Origin of the sequence: Treponema denticola (assembly GCF_024181645.1) — a bacterium.
Taxonomy (GTDB): domain Bacteria; phylum Spirochaetota; class Spirochaetia; order Treponematales; family Treponemataceae; genus Treponema_B; species Treponema_B denticola_A.
The window spans coordinates 205108-221906 of sequence record NZ_CP058624.1 but is presented as its reverse complement, the minus strand read 5'-3'; the positions used below and the strand labels follow the sequence as shown (position 1 = coordinate 221906).

18 protein-coding genes are annotated in these 16799 nt (G+C 34.4%); 13 read left to right on the top strand and 5 right to left on the bottom strand.

Translation table 11 applies throughout. The features are described 5' to 3' along the window. The first annotated feature begins 33 nt into the window (after positions 1 to 33). The 4 genes from HO345_RS01045 to HO345_RS01030 are packed head-to-tail and all read left to right on the top strand — an operon-like array spanning position 34 to position 4173. A complete protein-coding gene (locus HO345_RS01045; protein ID WP_253683433.1) occupies positions 34 to 1872 on the top strand; it encodes a methyl-accepting chemotaxis protein in 1839 nt (612 codons plus the stop codon). A 25-nt stretch (positions 1873 to 1897) separates the two neighbouring features. Next, a complete protein-coding gene (locus HO345_RS01040) occupies positions 1898 to 3043 on the top strand; it encodes an immunity 26/phosphotriesterase HocA family protein (RefSeq protein WP_253683432.1) in 1146 nt (381 codons plus the stop codon). 5 nt (positions 3044 to 3048) lie between these two features. Next, positions 3049 to 3672, top strand: coding sequence for a methyltransferase domain-containing protein (locus tag HO345_RS01035; protein WP_253683431.1), 624 nt, complete (start codon positions 3049 to 3051; stop codon positions 3670 to 3672). Positions 3673 to 3690: 18 nt separating this feature from the next. Further along, positions 3691 to 4173 carry a GNAT family N-acetyltransferase gene (locus tag HO345_RS01030; protein WP_253683430.1) on the top strand — a complete coding sequence of 161 codons (483 nt, stop codon included), beginning with the start codon at positions 3691 to 3693 and terminating at the stop codon, positions 4171 to 4173. A gap of 320 nt (positions 4174 to 4493) precedes the next feature. Here HO345_RS01030 and HO345_RS01025 read toward each other — a convergent pair whose 3' ends face one another. The 3 genes from HO345_RS01025 to HO345_RS01015 form a co-directional block, all read right to left on the bottom strand. Beyond that, positions 4494 to 5627 (bottom strand): formylglycine-generating enzyme family protein, encoded by a 1134-nt coding sequence (locus HO345_RS01025; protein ID WP_436411228.1) that lies wholly within the window; start codon positions 5625 to 5627, stop codon positions 4494 to 4496. Between the two features lie 380 nt (positions 5628 to 6007). Then, positions 6008 to 6337 carry a DUF4469 domain-containing protein gene (locus tag HO345_RS01020; protein ID WP_301338715.1) on the bottom strand — a complete coding sequence of 110 codons (330 nt, stop codon included), beginning with the start codon at positions 6335 to 6337 and terminating at the stop codon, positions 6008 to 6010. Then, positions 6330 to 6983 (bottom strand): hypothetical protein, encoded by a 654-nt coding sequence (locus HO345_RS01015; RefSeq protein WP_253683428.1) that lies wholly within the window; start codon positions 6981 to 6983, stop codon positions 6330 to 6332. Before HO345_RS01015 ends, HO345_RS01020 begins: the two co-directional genes overlap by 8 nt. Before the next feature lie 324 nt (positions 6984 to 7307). Between HO345_RS01015 and HO345_RS01010 the strand changes: the two genes are divergently transcribed. Continuing rightward, positions 7308 to 9065 carry an McrB family protein gene (locus HO345_RS01010; protein ID WP_253683427.1) on the top strand — a complete coding sequence of 586 codons (1758 nt, stop codon included), beginning with the start codon at positions 7308 to 7310 and terminating at the stop codon, positions 9063 to 9065. Continuing rightward, a complete protein-coding gene (locus tag HO345_RS01005) occupies positions 9052 to 10419 on the top strand; it encodes an McrC family protein (RefSeq protein ID WP_253683426.1) in 1368 nt (455 codons plus the stop codon). The genes HO345_RS01010 and HO345_RS01005 overlap by 14 nt, the downstream gene beginning before the upstream one ends. A 57-nt stretch (positions 10420 to 10476) precedes the next feature. On the opposite strand, the gene HO345_RS01000 is transcribed toward HO345_RS01005, so the two are convergent. Next, complete coding sequence (locus HO345_RS01000; protein ID WP_253683425.1) at positions 10477 to 11955, bottom strand: hypothetical protein; 1479 nt, start codon at positions 11953 to 11955, stop codon at positions 10477 to 10479. A gap of 246 nt (positions 11956 to 12201) precedes the next feature. On the opposite strand from HO345_RS01000, the gene HO345_RS00995 reads away from it, so the two are divergent. The 7 genes from HO345_RS00995 (at position 12202) to HO345_RS00965 (ending at position 15831) form a co-directional block, all read left to right on the top strand. Next, a complete protein-coding gene (locus HO345_RS00995; protein WP_010694791.1) occupies positions 12202 to 12429 on the top strand; it encodes a DUF2281 domain-containing protein in 228 nt (75 codons plus the stop codon). After that, positions 12426 to 12833, top strand: coding sequence for a type II toxin-antitoxin system VapC family toxin (locus tag HO345_RS00990; RefSeq protein ID WP_010694789.1), 408 nt, complete (start codon positions 12426 to 12428; stop codon positions 12831 to 12833). Before HO345_RS00995 ends, HO345_RS00990 begins: the two co-directional genes overlap by 4 nt. A gap of 167 nt (positions 12834 to 13000) precedes the next feature. Further along, positions 13001 to 13636: an SDR family oxidoreductase gene (locus tag HO345_RS00985; RefSeq protein ID WP_253683424.1), complete on the top strand. Its 636-nt coding sequence runs from the start codon at positions 13001 to 13003 to the stop codon at positions 13634 to 13636. A 121-nt stretch (positions 13637 to 13757) separates the two neighbouring features. Continuing rightward, entirely contained in the window at positions 13758 to 14192 is a 435-nt protein-coding gene (locus HO345_RS00980; RefSeq protein WP_253683423.1) for an Rrf2 family transcriptional regulator, read from the top strand. A gap of 36 nt (positions 14193 to 14228) precedes the next feature. Beyond that, positions 14229 to 14855, top strand: a complete 627-nt coding sequence (locus HO345_RS00975; protein WP_253683422.1) for a class I SAM-dependent methyltransferase — start codon at positions 14229 to 14231, stop codon at positions 14853 to 14855. 2 nt (positions 14856 to 14857) lie between these two features. Continuing rightward, the gene (locus tag HO345_RS00970) at positions 14858 to 15283 is read left to right on the top strand and encodes a GNAT family N-acetyltransferase (protein WP_253683421.1); all 426 of its coding nucleotides are present in this window, start codon (positions 14858 to 14860) and stop codon (positions 15281 to 15283) included. A gap of 32 nt (positions 15284 to 15315) precedes the next feature. After that, positions 15316 to 15831 (top strand): GNAT family N-acetyltransferase, encoded by a 516-nt coding sequence (locus HO345_RS00965; RefSeq protein ID WP_010694778.1) that lies wholly within the window; start codon positions 15316 to 15318, stop codon positions 15829 to 15831. A 39-nt stretch (positions 15832 to 15870) separates the two neighbouring features. Here the strand turns inward: HO345_RS00965 and HO345_RS00960 are convergent, their stop codons facing one another. Beyond that, positions 15871 to 16653 (bottom strand): glycerophosphodiester phosphodiesterase, encoded by a 783-nt coding sequence (locus tag HO345_RS00960; protein ID WP_253683420.1) that lies wholly within the window; start codon positions 16651 to 16653, stop codon positions 15871 to 15873. Positions 16654 to 16799 lie beyond the last annotated feature (146 nt).

Sequence of the window (16799 nt, the reverse complement as noted above, 5' to 3'; positions counted from 1 at the left end):
TTAAACAACCCAAAGATATAGAAGGAGTATACTATGAGCAAAAAAAATGCGGATATTTATAATCCGTCTAAAAAAATATTGGTATTTGATTTATTAACCAACTTGGCATGGATCTTATCGACCATTTTAACCAACCGCATAGTAGGAAGCTCAGGAAACATTATGAATATCCTAAGCACTAAAACTTTTGTAGTTATAATGATAACATCTATTTTTAACCCCCTCATCAAATGGAAATTTATAATGCCGTCAATAGTAAACTGGAAAGAAAACCCTATAAAGGCACAAAAGAATATATCATTATATGTAAAAATTGCATTTACCATCCCGCTGATGATTGCTATTTTGGGTCCGTTTTTTACTTCGCTGGAATCCGGTCTAATCTCACAAACAAGAACATTCATTTCATATATGAGTATAACTATGGGAAATATGTTCTTAATTGGGATATTCTTCGGTTCTTTTATGATAAGAGCATTGGAAAAATGGGCAGCTTTTTTACCGGTTCAAGAAAATCACTTAGACCTTTCGATGACACGAAGAACTGCACTCGTAAGTATTTTAAGTATTCTGTCAACTTCTTTTTTTACAATGGCTCCTTTAGTTAGGACACAAACTGATGATATTTATATGCAGCTTTTAACAAAGGTTCTTCCGCTTTTTATCTATGGAATAAGTCTTTCAATAATAAATATAGTTCTTATCACTAAATCGACCAAAAAGAAGATCTCAAGCTTACAGACCGCAATAAAAAATTTATCATTAGGAAACTATAATCAAGATTTTCTTATGGTAGATTCGAGAGATGAGGCGGCTCTTTTAATAAAAGATTTTAATGTCCTTTTAGATTTTAATAAAAAATTTTTTAATGATGTAAAAACCACAGGTCAAACCTCACAGGATATTGCCCATAATCTTTTATCGAATATGACAACAGCTTCAAATGTAGTGGACCAAATTACGGGAAATATTTCTTCAATAAATAACAGTATCCAAAACCAATCTTCAGGAGTTTTGCAAACTCAATCCACTTTGGAACAAATTGCAAAAAACCTTGAACAACTTGACAAAAATATTATTAACCAATCTTCGGCTATAACAGAATCTGTTTCCGCTATTGAAGAGATGACGGCAAATATAAAATCCATTACCTCTGTTCTAAAAAATAACTTAGGTTCTATGGAAGAATTAAATATCGCAGCCGAAAAGGGAAGAAAATCAATTTCAGAAACAAACGAATTTGTTAAATCCCTAAGCGAAAAATCCGAAGGTCTTTTAGAAACTACTTCGGTAATCCAAAACATAGCAAGTCAAACAAACCTACTGGCCATGAATGCAGCCATTGAAGCCGCTCACGCAGGAGAAGCAGGAAAGGGCTTTGCTGTTGTTGCCGATGAAATACGAAAACTCGCCGAAGAGTCCGGCACTCAGGGCAAGGTAATAACAAGCGTTTTAACGGAGTTAAAAAATCAGATAGAAGAAGTAACAAAATCTTCCTCAATGGGCGAAACTCAGTTTACGGAAGTAATGCGTATTCTTAACCTTGTCAACAACAGAAACAGCGAAATAATGAATGCTATGAATGAACAAGACACGGGAAGCTCTCAAATACTTAGAGCAGTAAAAAATATTATGCAGATAACCTCTGAAGTCAGAAGCGGTTCGGAAGAAATGCTTATAGGAAACACCGAAGCAGGAAAAGAAATGACGAGGCTTGTAGACATTTCTAAGAGCATAAGCAGCAATATGAATGAGATCAATCAAAAATCGGAGCTTATTGCAAGCGAAATAGACAGAGCTATGAACATGACCGAAGAAAACAAGCAAGCCGTTTCTAAAATATTTTCATATCTGGATAAACTGGTTATATAAAGTTTTGCCGACTGAGGAATGAAAGTTGAATAAACAATTTATTTTAACCAACGAACAAAGAAAATATCTGGGCTTAAATCCGATTGAAGATCACTGGGAAGTAATGAATATAAAAGGCACCCTCTATTACTTTGACGGCGATGTTATCAAAAAAGAAATATCGGCATCGGATTCTGAAGGCGAGGCTTTTTACTATAAAGAAAACGAGCTTAATATTGAAACTGCCGAAAACAGAACTATTGTACTGCCTAAAACGGCAAAAGGAAAACCGAAAAAATTAAACTTTACGGCAACTCAATCATTTAGAGGAATAGGCTTATATTTTTCATTTGGAAGCAGACATGTTTGCATAGGAAACTACACCACACAAAAAACATATTATTCCGAAAGGTTAGAAGAAAGCAAGGCTTCCGCCCTGAATTCTTGGATCGAAAAATGGATAAAGGAAACATCGAAAGAAGATTTAGCCGATTTGGAAAATTTTAAAAATGAAAAAAGAGAGCATCAAAAATATAAGGAAGGGGATATCTTTGCTTTTAAAATAGGAAGACGGCAATACGGCTTCGGTAAAATTTTAATCGATATTGTTAAATTAAGAAAAACACCCGAATTTAAAAAGAATAAAAACTACGGTCTTAACAATTTGATGGGAACAGCTTTAATTGTAAAGGTCTATCATAAAATAAGCGACAGCATCAACATTGATCTTGATGAATTGGAAAAAAACTTATCCCTCCCTGCACAGCCCCTTATGGATAACAATATCTATTACGGCGAATGTAAAATTATCGGAAACAGAAAAGTTACGTATCAAGACTTAAATGATGCTCCGATATCGACAAGCGAGAGTATAAATTATCAGGACAGAGATATTGCCTATCTTCAATACGGCTTGATATATAAAGAAATGTCTTTAAAAGAATATGCTCTATACGAGGATGAAGACTGGTATCATAAAAATTACAGAGCGGAATTAATAGGTTGTTTCTTGGAGATAGACAAATTGGAAGAATGTATAAAAGCAAAATCCAATGCTCCATTTTATCCCGCAGCCGGCGGCAGCTTAAATAATCCGGCAAACAAAAAAGATAAGAATGCAATTTTCAAGGCCTTCGGTTTGGACGGTGATCTTGATTATGAAGGAAACTTAAAACTCGCAAAGGAAAAGTAAAACCTATGATAGAATATTACAAAAAAAGAGCAAAAGAATATGAAGATATATATAAAAAACCGGAAAGACAAAAAAGCATTCTTGAATATCAAGATTATATTAAAGAACTTTTCCAAAACAGGAATGTATTAGAATTCGCCTGCGGAACCGGATTTTGGACGGAAACATTAACAGAAACTGCAAAAACCGTACTTGCAACCGACATTAATAAGGAAGTATTGACACTTGCAAAACAAAAAATATTTAAAGTCTGCAAGCCGGAATTTGCAATTTTGGATTATAGAAACTATAAACCTAATAACGAATACAACGGCATATTTATAGGCTTTTTGGCAAGTCATCTGACAAAACATAAATTTTTAAATCTTGTCGAAACTCTCATAGAAAAAACTAAAAAACCTTCTTTAATATTCTTTATGGACAACCTTTTTGTGGAAGGAGAAAGTACTCCGATATCCAAAACCGATAAAAACGGCAATACCTATCAAATACGAAAACTTAAAGACGGCACCGAGTATGAAATAATGAAAAACTTTTATACCGAAAAAGAATTTAAAATTTTACTAAAAGACAAAACCTATAAATATTTTTCCAATAAATATTATTGGTCTATTGAAATTTACACCTAAACTTTATATTATATTTTTATGAAAACTAACCACCCTACTCCCGATAATATTGAATTTAAAGAGATTACTCCAGATAATTGGAGAATAATCAATTCTCTTTCCATAAAAGAAGAACAAAAAAATTTTGCAGCCTCAAATGTTACAATCCTTGCAAGAGCCTTTGTTTACAGAAAAGAAAATGCAAAGGTTTTTGCCGTATATTATTCGGATAAACCCATAGGGCTTATAATGCAGAGAGATTGGATTGACGGTAACAAAATTGTCTGCATTATGGATCAATTTATGATAGATAAAAAAAGTCAAGGAAGAGGTTTAGGAAAAGCAGCTTTACAAAAATGGCTTTCGATGATAGAAGCCGAAAAAAGATATCCATGTATTCAGCTTTGCTATGTTGAAGGTGATATAGCTGCAAAACACCTCTATGAAAATTTCGGCTTTTATGAAATCGACAAAGACGAAGATGAGATTATAATGCAGAAGGATATTGAGAAAGATTTATAAATCAACAACTCCGATGCTATGCATTGAGGTTGCTGATTTGAAAAATTTGATACTGTTTAAAACTATTGACATTCGGCCGATAGCATTACCGGCATAAAATCCTATTGCAATACGTTCTGCACCGGCTGATTGCAACGTGCACCACAAAACACATTTTGCCGGTTCGGTTTCGCCGCAACGGGCGGCTTACGCAACGCCCCTAGCTGCTCAACCTCACAGGCAAAACGCGGCACGGATGCCGCTGGTTCCACGCAGCAGCGACGTTTGAGGCGCAGCCTCAAACTCGTCGATGAAAAATGTACATCCGTGTACATTTTTCATCAGGGGCGACAAGCCACACGAAAGCCAAGAAAGACGAAGCTGTAGTCGGGGTAGCCGTTGTTCCGATTACCGACGACGCAGCACCCCGCGTAATCGCCCCAACAGCCGCCACGTAAGACGCGGTTATCACCGGATGCAGCACCCTGCGGGTCAACTACAAATCCGCCGGATGTATAAGCAGCATCATTTGCTCTAGGATCATTATCATCCCCATCAAAACACCATTCGAATACATTCCCGCTCATATCGTGTAAGCCTAGTGCATTCTTCCGTTTTTCCCCTGCAGGATGGGTCTTATTGTCTGAATTATCACCACACCACGCAACCGCTTTTGTCTCATCCGCATTATTCCAGTCAGCTTTTGCTCCGCTCGCGCTGTTCAGTTTGGTAAGCCATACTTCTCCGTATTTGTCAGCATTGGTGTTGTCGCTTCCCTGCCACCGAGCTGCATACTCCCATTCCGCTTCCGTCGGAAGGCGATACCCTTTCTTCCTCATATCGGCAGATGCATTATCGCAGGCATCTCCGTCCGTTGCGTCTTTTAATACGACGGTATGATCGTCCTTTTTGCGGTAGACGCATTCCCCCTCCCCTTTGATTTTCTGGGTATACGCATTGCACCATACAATACAGTCTCGCCAGCTTACACTCGTTACTGGCTCTTCTTCAGTCCCGCTTCCATCTTTACCTTTTACTCCTGCATTGGCAAACTTGTATCCATTCGCAGGCTGTGTCGCCCAATCGTATACCTCTTTCCACAGTTTATACGGCACTTCCGTTTTGCCAAGCTTATAAGGGCTCAATTTTACCTTCCGCCCTGCGCGGAATACTCCTTTCCAATACTCCTCTCCCATTCCCGGCAATGTATATGTCGGATCTTTACCGGTAATCCCCGCTGCAGGCGGACTTATTTTTATAAAGCCGTCGCCTGTATCTTCAAAACTACCGACATCGCCGGAAGGTGGTGTAGATGGTGTTCCGCCCACCGGCTTAAACGTTACATTCACCGTTGTATCTGCGCTTATCTTTACCACTGCGACGTTGCTACCAGCCTTGCCGCCGGACTGTAGTGCACTATGCGGCGTTACCGTCCACGTGTCTACCTTATAACCTGTATTTGCCGTTGCTGTAATCGTCAATTCCTGACCCTTTCTTTGCCACCTTCTTATCCGTCGGAACTTCAGGCGCTACCGTTACCTTCCCGTTACTGCCTGCACTAACCGTTACCTCATACTTTTTCTCCCTGCTGCTATTCCCCTGCACCTATTTACAGCCTCCTATCATCATCGCAGCAAGCAGCAGCACTGCTACACCTAAACCTAAGAGCTTTCCGCTCTTTTCCTTCATTTTCATACGAAAACCTCCTCTATATGTGTAATTATAGGGTATATAATAACAAAAAGCAAGGGCATTGTTTTAAAAACAAAATTCCGGCTAATCCTTTTACAGATTAGCCGGAAAGTTTTAGCAATTAAAGGTTTAGGCGGAACGGCAAAAAGCTTTTCCGCCAAACCTACACCGCTTTAAGATAAAAATCCGTTTCCGTAGTACGGAGATCCTTGACGGTTATCTGTCCCGACGAGAATTGTGTGCAAATACGGATGGCGTATTGTTTATCCTTTTCAAGTTCGGGAGGAACAAAAAATTCTACCAACGATGGAGTGTTGGTAAAAATGTGTTCTTCTTTTACCTTTATAGGCTCCGAACCGTCTTGAGGTACACAGTATACACCGCAGTCTTCCAATGTACCAAGGATGCGAATTCGGTTTCCCGAAACTCTAAGCGATTTTCCGCAAGTAATAATCTCATTGTCTTTTTGACTGAATAAGTTTAGGCTACATATTCCTAAAAGATGTTTTTTTGTCGAAACCGTGATTAACTATCTTTTCGGAATCTGTTAAACCCTTTGATTCACAGCTCTTATCATTTTTAAGTGAAAATAAGTAGGTTTCCATACCATAATAAATTTGTTCGGTAGGAATAAGAGAAGGAATGCCGATATTTTTTAAAATATAAAACTCATCCGGTAACCCCATATTTTTAATAACTAGTTCTGAAAGTTTGACATTTTCAAGCCTTTTTTTATTTATTGCAGTAACAAGGAAATCTATATTCTCAACAGAAACTATATCCAAAATTTTTCCTCTATAATCAAAATCTTCAAATGTTTTTATAAGTTCCATTTTATAAGATTTTAAAATACAGTTCCGAAAATCAGATTCATCAATTTCCAATTTAAGACCGATCAAGAATAACTTAACTCCTGCACGGACCGCAAAAAACTTATTGTATTTCACCGGTTCTTCTTTCCACCATCCCCAATATCGGCGGTAATATTTATGATTTTTGACATGTTCACTTAAAATATTAAAAAAATCTTCATTCCGTAAAGGAATAGAACCTCGTCTATCAAATGTTACTTCATCATCACTATCCGGCTGATGAGCCAAATAATCATAATAATCTTTGTTTTTATCTATAATTCGCAAATGAAACAACCTCTTATAAACAATATATATTCAAGTTTATTTTACATCTATTAGTATACACAAAGTAAGAAATATATCAATACTTTCAAACCTAGATTATCAACAACAATCAAAAAGGTCTTATTACTTGATGTTTTTCCTGTTTTTCTCGGCATAAAATAATTCTTTTAACTATTATTTTTTAATTAATTTCTCTGGTTTGTAGACATAGATAAAAATTTACTCCTTGACGAAATAAAATATTGATTATATAATAGCATATGCAGATATAGCAAGTTATTCTTTCACATAAAGAAATTGAATTAGAATAAGGAAGAATTAAAAATGAATTATTGGAAATTGGGCGATCAGTGGGGCAAACAAGATAACCCAACCGTACTTAACAATTATCCGCTATTACGTGAGAAAGAAATTGTAATTTGCGGTGGCAATAATATGAAAGCAGGAGATTACGTTGCAATATGCCAAGGATTTACCGTTATTGCTCTTGCTGTCATAACGGCTCCACCATTTCCTATTACCGATAGAAACGATCTAAAAACCGATTTCGATAAATATAAAATACTATATGATAAAACAAATAAAATAGCACCAGCACTGATATATGAGTTAACCAATAAGGAACAATTTAAATATGAAACACAACAAGGAATATGTCAAATTCATAAATTGGATACACAAAACATAATAAATCATTTGATCAATAAAAAGAGGAACGATATGAATTTACAAAAAATTTATGACTTACTTAAAATAAAAAAGAACATCATCCTGCAAGGTGCACCGGGTACAGGAAAAACATACGTTACAGCTAAAATTGCTCTCTCGCTAATAGGAGAAAAAATAGATTATTCCAATCATTATAAAGTAATGGAAACATATCAAAAATATGTTGATGAAGGACAAATTGCTTTTGTCACATTCCATCAATCAATGGATTATGAAGATTTTATTGAAGGATTAAAACCCCAAATTTTAAAAAATGAACAAGATAATCCGAACGGTATTAATTATATTGTTGAAGACGGTATATTTAAAAAGATATGTAAGGCAGCAATTGAAAACTATTCTAATAGTAAAAAAACGCTAGAACAGTTAAACAATGATACAATGATTAAAAATATCCACACATATCTTAATGAATTGGATATATTTGAAAGACTTTATGATTCCATAATTAGAGATATCAAAAATGGTAGTATTACAAATTATCAATTTGCCAATAGTAAAAATATCCCCATTAGTTGGGATAAAGATCGAAAAAGAATTGTCTTTAGAGAACAAGCAGCTAGAACAGAAAAAAAAGAAAATATTAAACTTTTGTTTGAATATTTTATTAGTAATAATATTAGCGATGTATCATCATACAATAAAGATCAATGGTTTAAATTAATTTCAAACTTAACTGCTGGAAATACAAAAACTATTGATTATATAGAATACGGATGGATAATAACTGAATTAATTACTCGTTTTAATAAAAACGAATATAAAGATGATTTACAAAATAACCATAATGAAGTAACTGATACAGTCATGAAAAAAAATTATATTCTCATCATCGATGAAATTAACCGAGGCAATATCTCAAAAATATTCGGAGAATTAATTACTTTACTGGAAGCAGATAAAAGATTAGATGCATCACACCCGATAACATTACAGCTTCCATATTCAAAAGAAAAGTTTGCCGTCCCTCCTAATGTGTATATTATAGGTACAATGAATACTACTGACCGCAGCACAGGATCAATCGATTATGCTCTCCGTAGACGTTTTGCCTTTATTACCCTCAAATCGGATAAACACGCTATCGAAGATTTTTATGACAATAATATAAGTAATAAAAACAATATTCTAAAAAATAAAGCACTCGAAATGTTTAATAAAATAGAAACTTTTATTAAAGAGCATAAATCAGAATTGGATTTTGATGATTTAATGCCGGGTCATAGTTATTTTATGGCAACCACGGAAGAAGAATTACAACAAAAAATAGAATATGAAGTAGAACCGCTATTACAAGAATACTATAAAGACGGCTTACTTTTAAAATCATTCAATTTAAATGAAGCAAACTAAAGTCTTATATTTTAAAGAACATCAAACTCCTCATCAAGAATCGGAAGATGAAAAAATATTATTTCAGGAGGTATGGGAGCTTGCTCAAAAAGAAAATTCTGAAATTAAATTTTTAGGAAATCCTAATATAGATGAAGAGCCTGCCTATCTAGGTATTAATCGAAGCATAACGGCAAGCTACTATATCGGAACCTGTTGGTTAGTAGAAAATAAAATAGCGGCTGCAGTTAGTCCGAAAATCCAAGAGCTTGATTATTTGTCAATGCTTGATGCAGCCTTTTCAATTGAAAGCAGCAATGAAATAGCATATTTTTCAAGCTGTTACGGTATTGATTTTGATAAACCTTTAATCAAACTTAATCAAGAAATATCAAATTATCTTACACCGCTTTTAATTACACAATTTCTTGCATTAGTTGAAAAAATTGTACACAAGGGCTTAAAAAAAGGATATGTATGCAAAGAAGAAAATCTTACCGGTAAAGTAAAGGGGCGAATATCAATTTCAAAAAATATTAAGGAAAATATTTGTAAAAAACGGCTTTATAAAAATATCTGTATCTTCCAAGAATTTACTCCTGATATTCCGGAAAATCGGTTGTTAAAAAAAGCTCTTCTCTTTTGCAAGAAAATACTTGCACATAATAAAAGCCTTCAAGCTCATTCTATAGGCAAAAAATTACAAGAAAGGCTTACACGTATATTAACTAGCTTTGAATCTGTTTCCGATTATATTGATACTGCCGAGATAAAACATTTCCGTACAAACACCTTATTTTTTCATTACAATTCTGCCTTAAAATTAGCCAAAATCATTTTACGACGTTATGATTATGCTATCAGTAATACAGTAAAATCAGAACAGGAAACACTGCCCTATTGGATTGATATGTCCCGCCTATATGAATTGTATGTATATAAAACGCTTATTGATAGATATGGATTAGACTCTATCTATTTTCAGGTAAAAGGACACGGAAAAACCGCAGTAGATTTTATAAAAAAAGATGAACAGATGATTATCGATGCGAAATATAAACCACGTTATCGTGATTCAAATGCAAATATGCTTGAAGATATACGCCAAATAAGCGGTTATGCCAGAGATAAAAAAATACTTAAAGCACTTGGAGTTAATTTAGATGAAAACACCGAAATAAAATGTCTTATCATCTATCCGGAACCTCAAAAACTTAATTCAGAGGTCACTGAAGATAATGAAGAGAATGATGAAGACTGTACAACATTTGAATCTAAAAATAATCAAAGTATAATTGAGCAAGCCGCTAACATTACATGGTTTAGAAATTTTTATAAGATAAGAATTCCATTACCTACCATAAACTCAATTTAACTTTTTACTTTACTTACACTAAAAAACATCATTTTTTAAACTTGTAATACACAAAGTTTACCGCCGCTCTATATATTGCAGGTTTCTAATTTCATTACACAATTCTTTTCCATATGAACTGAGAGAGCCGTAGTTAGTAATCAAATTCATATAACTATTTTCATTCATCAATTCCGGAAAAAATTTTTTATATTGACCAGATTCATATAAAAATCCGGGATTAAAATCGGCAGGTTTTGCTTCAGGAGCACCGCTATAATATCTTGCCGTAAAATTTTTAGACAACTTATTTGTTTCATTGCTAAAAGAACGCAGCTCTGTTTTTCTCCACGTTCTAATATCATATAGAACAAAATCATTTTGAGCGTAAACGGTAACAAGTTGATTCTGTTCCGTTATTATACCGTTATATACAACTCCGTTTATAGTCTTTGATACATTTTTGTTTACAGGATATACAGGTCCGTATATCTCTTTAACTTTACCATAATTATCGGAAGGAATAAGAACTAAATCGGCATCCCGAATATCGATAAGATTAAATATAGAATTAATACCGACTCTGATAAAATTTATTTCTATAATTTCAGGCCCATACTTTGAAGCGCTAAGTTCATACCTTATTGCACTCCTTATTCGATCCTCATCAGTATAATTATTATCCGGTTTCACAATAGCGAGTCTAATTGTAAGCTTGCGGTTTACTTCTGCAATTTCTCTTGAAGCCATACCCGGAATTATTTTTTCCGCTTTTTTAAAAGAGGTTTTTGCCTGGCGGAAAGCGGTATAATCTTTTAGCTTTAAGTTATAAGTACCTTCTTCGATGTAAAGATATGCTGCCTTTTCTTTTGCAAGCCGGCTTTTTTCCAAAGAGCCCTTATATCCCGGAATCCATGAATTTGAAAGCATATAGTATTCGGAGGCTTGAAGAAGATTATCCGGCTTATTTGTATAAGCAAGAGCTTCGGCTGCATTATAAGCCGTCTCTGCACCCAGCGAATTTATCTCATTATCAAGATGGCGGGAATATTTTTTTGCACGTTTTAAATTCTCCAATGCTTTAGAAATATTTTTAGGATCATTTCCCGGCATCTTCACAAGATGTAACGCTTCATCATAAAGAGCTTCCGTAGCCTTCGTATAAGCCCTATCTTTTAGGCTGCTATAATCTTTAGCTTCAAAGACCGCAGATTCTCTTTTTCCCTGTAGACCTTCGGGATATTTTCGTTGAAGAGTAGAAATACGGCTATAAAGCAACATCCAATCGGAAATATTGTCTGCAATATCGGCATAGTATATATCGTATCTTTCGGCCTTGCTAATCATATCCATAATCGACCGCTCAGCCTGTGAAACCTCGGTTTTATAAACCCGTATATAATCATCAGATACATTGCCGGCAATAAGGAGATCTGCAGCGGATACGGCCCTTTGAACGGGAGTTGAACCGCGGACATACATACTAGCGCAGCCTGTCAGCAAGGTGAGCAGACTTGAAAAAATTAAAAATAAAGAAAACAGTTTAATAGATTTCATATATGCATTATATTAAAAAAATTGGGATTAGTATACTACCGTTGAAAATCGGAGAGCAGTGTCCAATGTTCAACTTCGAGTTTGCGGCAAGCACAAACTCGCCAAGCATAGAAACACCGGCATCCATGCCGGATTATGAAACGTGCATACTTAGTCTTTTTTTCAATTTTAGGTTTCAAACTAGTTATCAAGGTATTCTAATTACATAAAAAATATGCTATTATATAGAGATAAAGGGGGTAGAATATGAGTTATAGCACATTAGAAAAAGAATTGAAAACGCTGCCGGAAGAATATCTTGAATCTGTGGCAGAATATATTGAACTATTAAAATATAAGATTTCCTTTTTAAATCAAAATCGCCTTTCAAAAAAAGCTCCTATTATAGGACTTGCAGAGGGAAAATTTCCAATACCGGATGACATAAATGCATATGATGACGAAATAAGTGATATGTTTGGAGAATCCATATGAAAGTCTTATTGGATACACATATTTTAATATGGCTGCATCGGAATGATGAAAAACTTTCTCAAAAAGCTAGAAAAATTATACTCAATCCTCAAAATGAGATTTTTTACAGCACAATAAATATTTGGGAAGCTCAACTTAAATATTTAAAGCACCCTGACTCTTTTCAATTTTCGGGGGAACATTTGGATAAGCTAAGCCTTAAAGCGAATTTATCTTGCCTGTATATAAAACCAAGTCATGTGATTGCTCTTGGAACACTTACTTATTCTAAAAATGCACCAAAATTGCACAATGATCCTTTTGATCGCATGTTAATTTGCCAAGCAAAAGTAGAAAATATGTTTCTCATGACTCATGATTCATTGATCCCATATTATGATGAAGATTTTATCATACCCGTGTAATTCATGATTTGTAAATAAAAAAAGGACTATATATAAATCTCAAATAAAATCTATAAAAGAATTTAGAAAATTTTAGTTGTAACCATTGACATTACATCTAAAAAAGCTTATACTATAGATGTAACAATAATAGTTACAACTATAGTATTAAAACATTGGAGGTTCTAATGAAAAAGATTGCAATTATTGGAGCAAATGGAAAACAAGGTCATTGTCTTACAAATGAAGCTGTAATGAGGGGCTTTGATGTAACTGCCATCATCCGTCAGCCTTGTGCAAAAAACGAAAAGGCAAAGGTTCTACAAAAAGATTTATTTGATCTAAAACCTGAAGATTTGACAGGTTTTAATGCAGTTATCGATGCCTTTGGAGCGTGGACACCTGAAACCTTTGACCGGCACATCACTTCGTTAAGGCATTTATGTGATTGCGTAAAAAATACTAAAATCCGTCTTTTAATAGTCGGAGGAGCGGGTTGCCTCTACACAGATAAGGAGCACAAAACAATCTTACTTAATGCTCCCAATTTCCCTGAAGAATTCCGTCCTTTAGCACAGGCAGAAACGGATGCGTTTCTTGAATTAAAGGAAAGAAAAGATGTTTTGTGGACTTATTTATCTCCGCCCTTAGATTTTAAAGCAGAAGGTAAACGTACCGGGAAATATAAACTTGCAGGTAAAGATCTCCCATTCAACTCGAATGGAGAGAGCACAATAAGCTATGCCGATTACGCCATCGCTATGATTGATGAAGTAGAAAATGGAAAATTCATTCAAGATAATTTTTCGGTTGTAAGTTTATAAAAATAACGATTCATTAGCCGTCCTATTGTGAGCATCTAAAAACATTAATTTTTAGAAATGACCTATTGTATCTTATATAGTTTTAGTATAAGATGAAAAAGATATTCGGTTAGGACGGCTTATGCAAATAGGAACAAAATTTTCGGTTTCAATTCATATCCTACTCTGCGTTGAATTCTTTAAAGATAAGTGCAAGGTAACTAGCGATTTTCTTGCCGAAAGTGTAAAGACAAATCCCGTAGTTATACGCAAACTTATGAGTGCATTAAAAAATGCCGGTCTTATAGAAATTACTCAGGGAACAGGCGGTATTGCACTAAAAAAAAAGGCGGCTCAAATCAGCTTCCTCGATATCTTTAATGCAGTAGAATCAATAAAAGACGGAAAACTATTTAAAATACATGACACACCACCGAATGAATGTCCTATTGCACAAAAAATAAATTTCTTGCTTGACGGCTATTTTTTGGATGCTCAAACCACCCTAGAAAAAAAATTAAATTCATTTACACTGCAAAGTATTTTAAACAAGATTAAAGACATTCAAATATCTTAATTGGGCAAGTAAAAGTTAATTTTAAGGAGAAACAAGATGTTGGACAGTAAAGGCTTTGACCTATGGTCAAATAATTACGACACACAAGTAGAAATATCAGATGAAGAAAATGTTTATCCCTTTGCCGGATATAAAAGAGTTCTAGGTACGGTATACGAAAAGGTTCGCAAGCAAAATCCTAAAAATATTTTGGACATAGGATTCGGCACAGGTATTTTAGCAAAAAAACTTTATGACGACGGATATAATATTTACGGAATAGACTTTTCAAATGAGATGCTAAAAAAGGCAAAACAAAAAATGCCTAATGCGGAACTTTTGCAATTTGATTTTACCGATGGTCTCCCTAAGGAATTTGAGCAAAAACAATTCGATGTTATACTCAGTACCTATGCAATTCATCACATAGATGACAAAGCAAAAAAATCATATATTCTGAAGCTGTTAAAATCCTTAAACCCAAAGGGTATTCTTATCTTCGGCGATGTTGCATTTGAAACGGAAGAAGATATGGAAGCTGCAAGAAAAAAAGATTATGAAGAATGGGATGATGAAGAATATTATTTAATTGCTGAAAGATTTAATTTATGGTTTCCGCATCTAAAAACGGATTTTATAAAAATATCTTATTGTTCCGGTGTATTTACAATTTATAAGGAATAAAAATGCAGGACTGGATTAAATATCGAATACCAAAGAAACTTTTGGATAATAAAAATAAAAACATTAAAATCGAAGAATTTAATGAATCTGAACACAAAGATATTATTCCTCAAATCTATGCCGATGCCTTTTGCGATAAGGCATGGGAAAGTGATTGGTATAAAATAGATTTTTTTAATCCCGCCTCTTGTTTTATTTCAAAATATAATGAAGAGTACGCAGGTTTTATTATTTCTTTTATAAAAGAGAATTCGGCTTACATCAGTGTTATTGCGGTTCTAAAAAAATATCAAAAATGCGGAATCGGAATATCTCTTATAAATAGAGTTATAAATTATTTTAAAAATCAGGATTTAGAAATTTATCTTGATGTCGAATCAAAAAATAAAACGGCAATAAATTGGTACAACAAGCGCGGATTTGTTTAAATTATTGAGGAAAAAAATATGGGAGGTAACAAATGAAAACAAAAGATATTGAAACGGAAAGATTAATTTTACGCAGTATGACACTTGACGATGCGGATTTTGCAGCAAAGCTTTGGGGCGATCCTGAAAATGGAAAGTATCTTGCAGATGAACCGTATAAAAACGGCGATGAACTTAGAAAGGTAATTTATGATATTGACGAATGGGTAGACGAATATCCTTTTATCGCTGTTTGTAAAAATACGGGAGAGCCCGTTGCAACCTGCTGCTTAGGGACGGAAGGACCAAAAGATCATTGGGGCTTCGGCTATACGGTAAAAAAAGACTTGTGGGGCCAAGGGCTTGCAACCGAGATGGTAAAAGCTTTGATAAATTTTGCGTACTCTTTAGGCGTGCGTAATTTTTATTGCACAGTTGCAAAAGAAAATAAGGCCTCGTGCCGAGTAATGGAAAAATGCGGATTAAAAATACAAGATACAAAAGCATTTAAAAAACGCAATACGGACATGGAATTTGAATCCAATATTTATACAATGGCCATGGAGTAAGCCGATACAAGTAAAAACCTTAATCTTGTTTTAAAGAATTTATAAATTCTCCTTTATATCCTGAGGGCGATTGGATATAATTCCCGTTACTCCTTTTTTGATAAGATCCAAGGCCTTTTCGTTATCGTCAACAGTCCAACACCAAGATTCTTTATCTTTCTTTTTCGTAAAGCATTTATAAGAAGGCTTTAAAATATCCGGACTACAAAATAGAAGCCCCCTGCCCTTTTTTAAAAAAAAGAGATTATCGGGATGATTATCATAGATTAAGGCTGTAGGAATATCCGAACATATCTTTGAAAAATATCTTATAGCAAATGGATTAAAAGAAGAAACCAAAAATCTCTGAGGATTTTCGGGTAAAACTTTTAAAATATCCTTTAAAACCTGATAGGTTTTTTCTACAACTCCCTTATATTTTAAGTTATCTATTTTTATTTCTATATCGACATAGATATCGGAGCCTAAAAGTTTTAGGACATCATAAAGTAAAGGAAGTTTTTCGCCTTCATATTCTTTTGAAAACCAAATACCAAAGTCATATTTTTGTATTTCTTCCCAAGATAGGTCTTCAACTTTTAGATCAGGAGCCTCAATAATTTTTCCATTTTCATAAATTCTTCCGGTACGCCTAATTGAGGAATCATGAATAACCGCAAGTTCTCCGGTTTTGGTTAAATGCACATCCAGCTCCACTCCGGGGATTCCCATCTCTACAGCTTTCTTAAATGAGGCAATCGTATTTTCAGGAGCTAAACTTGAAACTCCTCGATGACCAAAAAGAAGAGGCCTTTTTGCATTAGGCAAAATTTCTTTATGCATATTCCGTTTCCTCATAAATTAAATAATCTTTATTTTTACTATAGCTATTATAGCAAATATAGTTTATACTGTTAAGAGATAAAATTTATAAGGAGTTACGATAAACAGCTCGGCAGAAATTCTGCCTCACTGTTTATCTGCCGAGT

Bases quoted from the DNA above. Each gene is read 5' to 3' on its own strand.
- HO345_RS01045 (WP_253683433.1), top strand. From the start codon at position 34: ATGAGCAAAAAAAATGCGGATATTTATAATCCGTCTAAAAAAATATTG.
- HO345_RS01035 (WP_253683431.1), top strand. From the start codon at position 3,049: ATGATAGAATATTACAAAAAAAGAGCAAAAGAATATGAAGATATATAT.
- HO345_RS01030 (WP_253683430.1), top strand. From the start codon at position 3,691: ATGAAAACTAACCACCCTACTCCCGATAATATTGAATTTAAAGAGATT.
- HO345_RS01010 (WP_253683427.1), top strand. From the start codon at position 7,308: ATGAATTATTGGAAATTGGGCGATCAGTGGGGCAAACAAGATAACCCA.
- HO345_RS01005 (WP_253683426.1), top strand. From the start codon at position 9,052: ATGAAGCAAACTAAAGTCTTATATTTTAAAGAACATCAAACTCCTCAT.
- HO345_RS01000 (WP_253683425.1), bottom strand. From the start codon at position 11,955: ATGAAATCTATTAAACTGTTTTCTTTATTTTTAATTTTTTCAAGTCTG.
- HO345_RS00995 (WP_010694791.1), top strand. From the start codon at position 12,202: ATGAGTTATAGCACATTAGAAAAAGAATTGAAAACGCTGCCGGAAGAA.
- HO345_RS00990 (WP_010694789.1), top strand. From the start codon at position 12,426: ATGAAAGTCTTATTGGATACACATATTTTAATATGGCTGCATCGGAAT.
- HO345_RS00985 (WP_253683424.1), top strand. From the start codon at position 13,001: ATGAAAAAGATTGCAATTATTGGAGCAAATGGAAAACAAGGTCATTGT.
- HO345_RS00980 (WP_253683423.1), top strand. From the start codon at position 13,758: ATGCAAATAGGAACAAAATTTTCGGTTTCAATTCATATCCTACTCTGC.
- HO345_RS00975 (WP_253683422.1), top strand. From the start codon at position 14,229: ATGTTGGACAGTAAAGGCTTTGACCTATGGTCAAATAATTACGACACA.
- HO345_RS00970 (WP_253683421.1), top strand. From the start codon at position 14,858: ATGCAGGACTGGATTAAATATCGAATACCAAAGAAACTTTTGGATAAT.
- HO345_RS00965 (WP_010694778.1), top strand. From the start codon at position 15,316: ATGAAAACAAAAGATATTGAAACGGAAAGATTAATTTTACGCAGTATG.
- HO345_RS00960 (WP_253683420.1), bottom strand. From the start codon at position 16,653: ATGCATAAAGAAATTTTGCCTAATGCAAAAAGGCCTCTTCTTTTTGGT.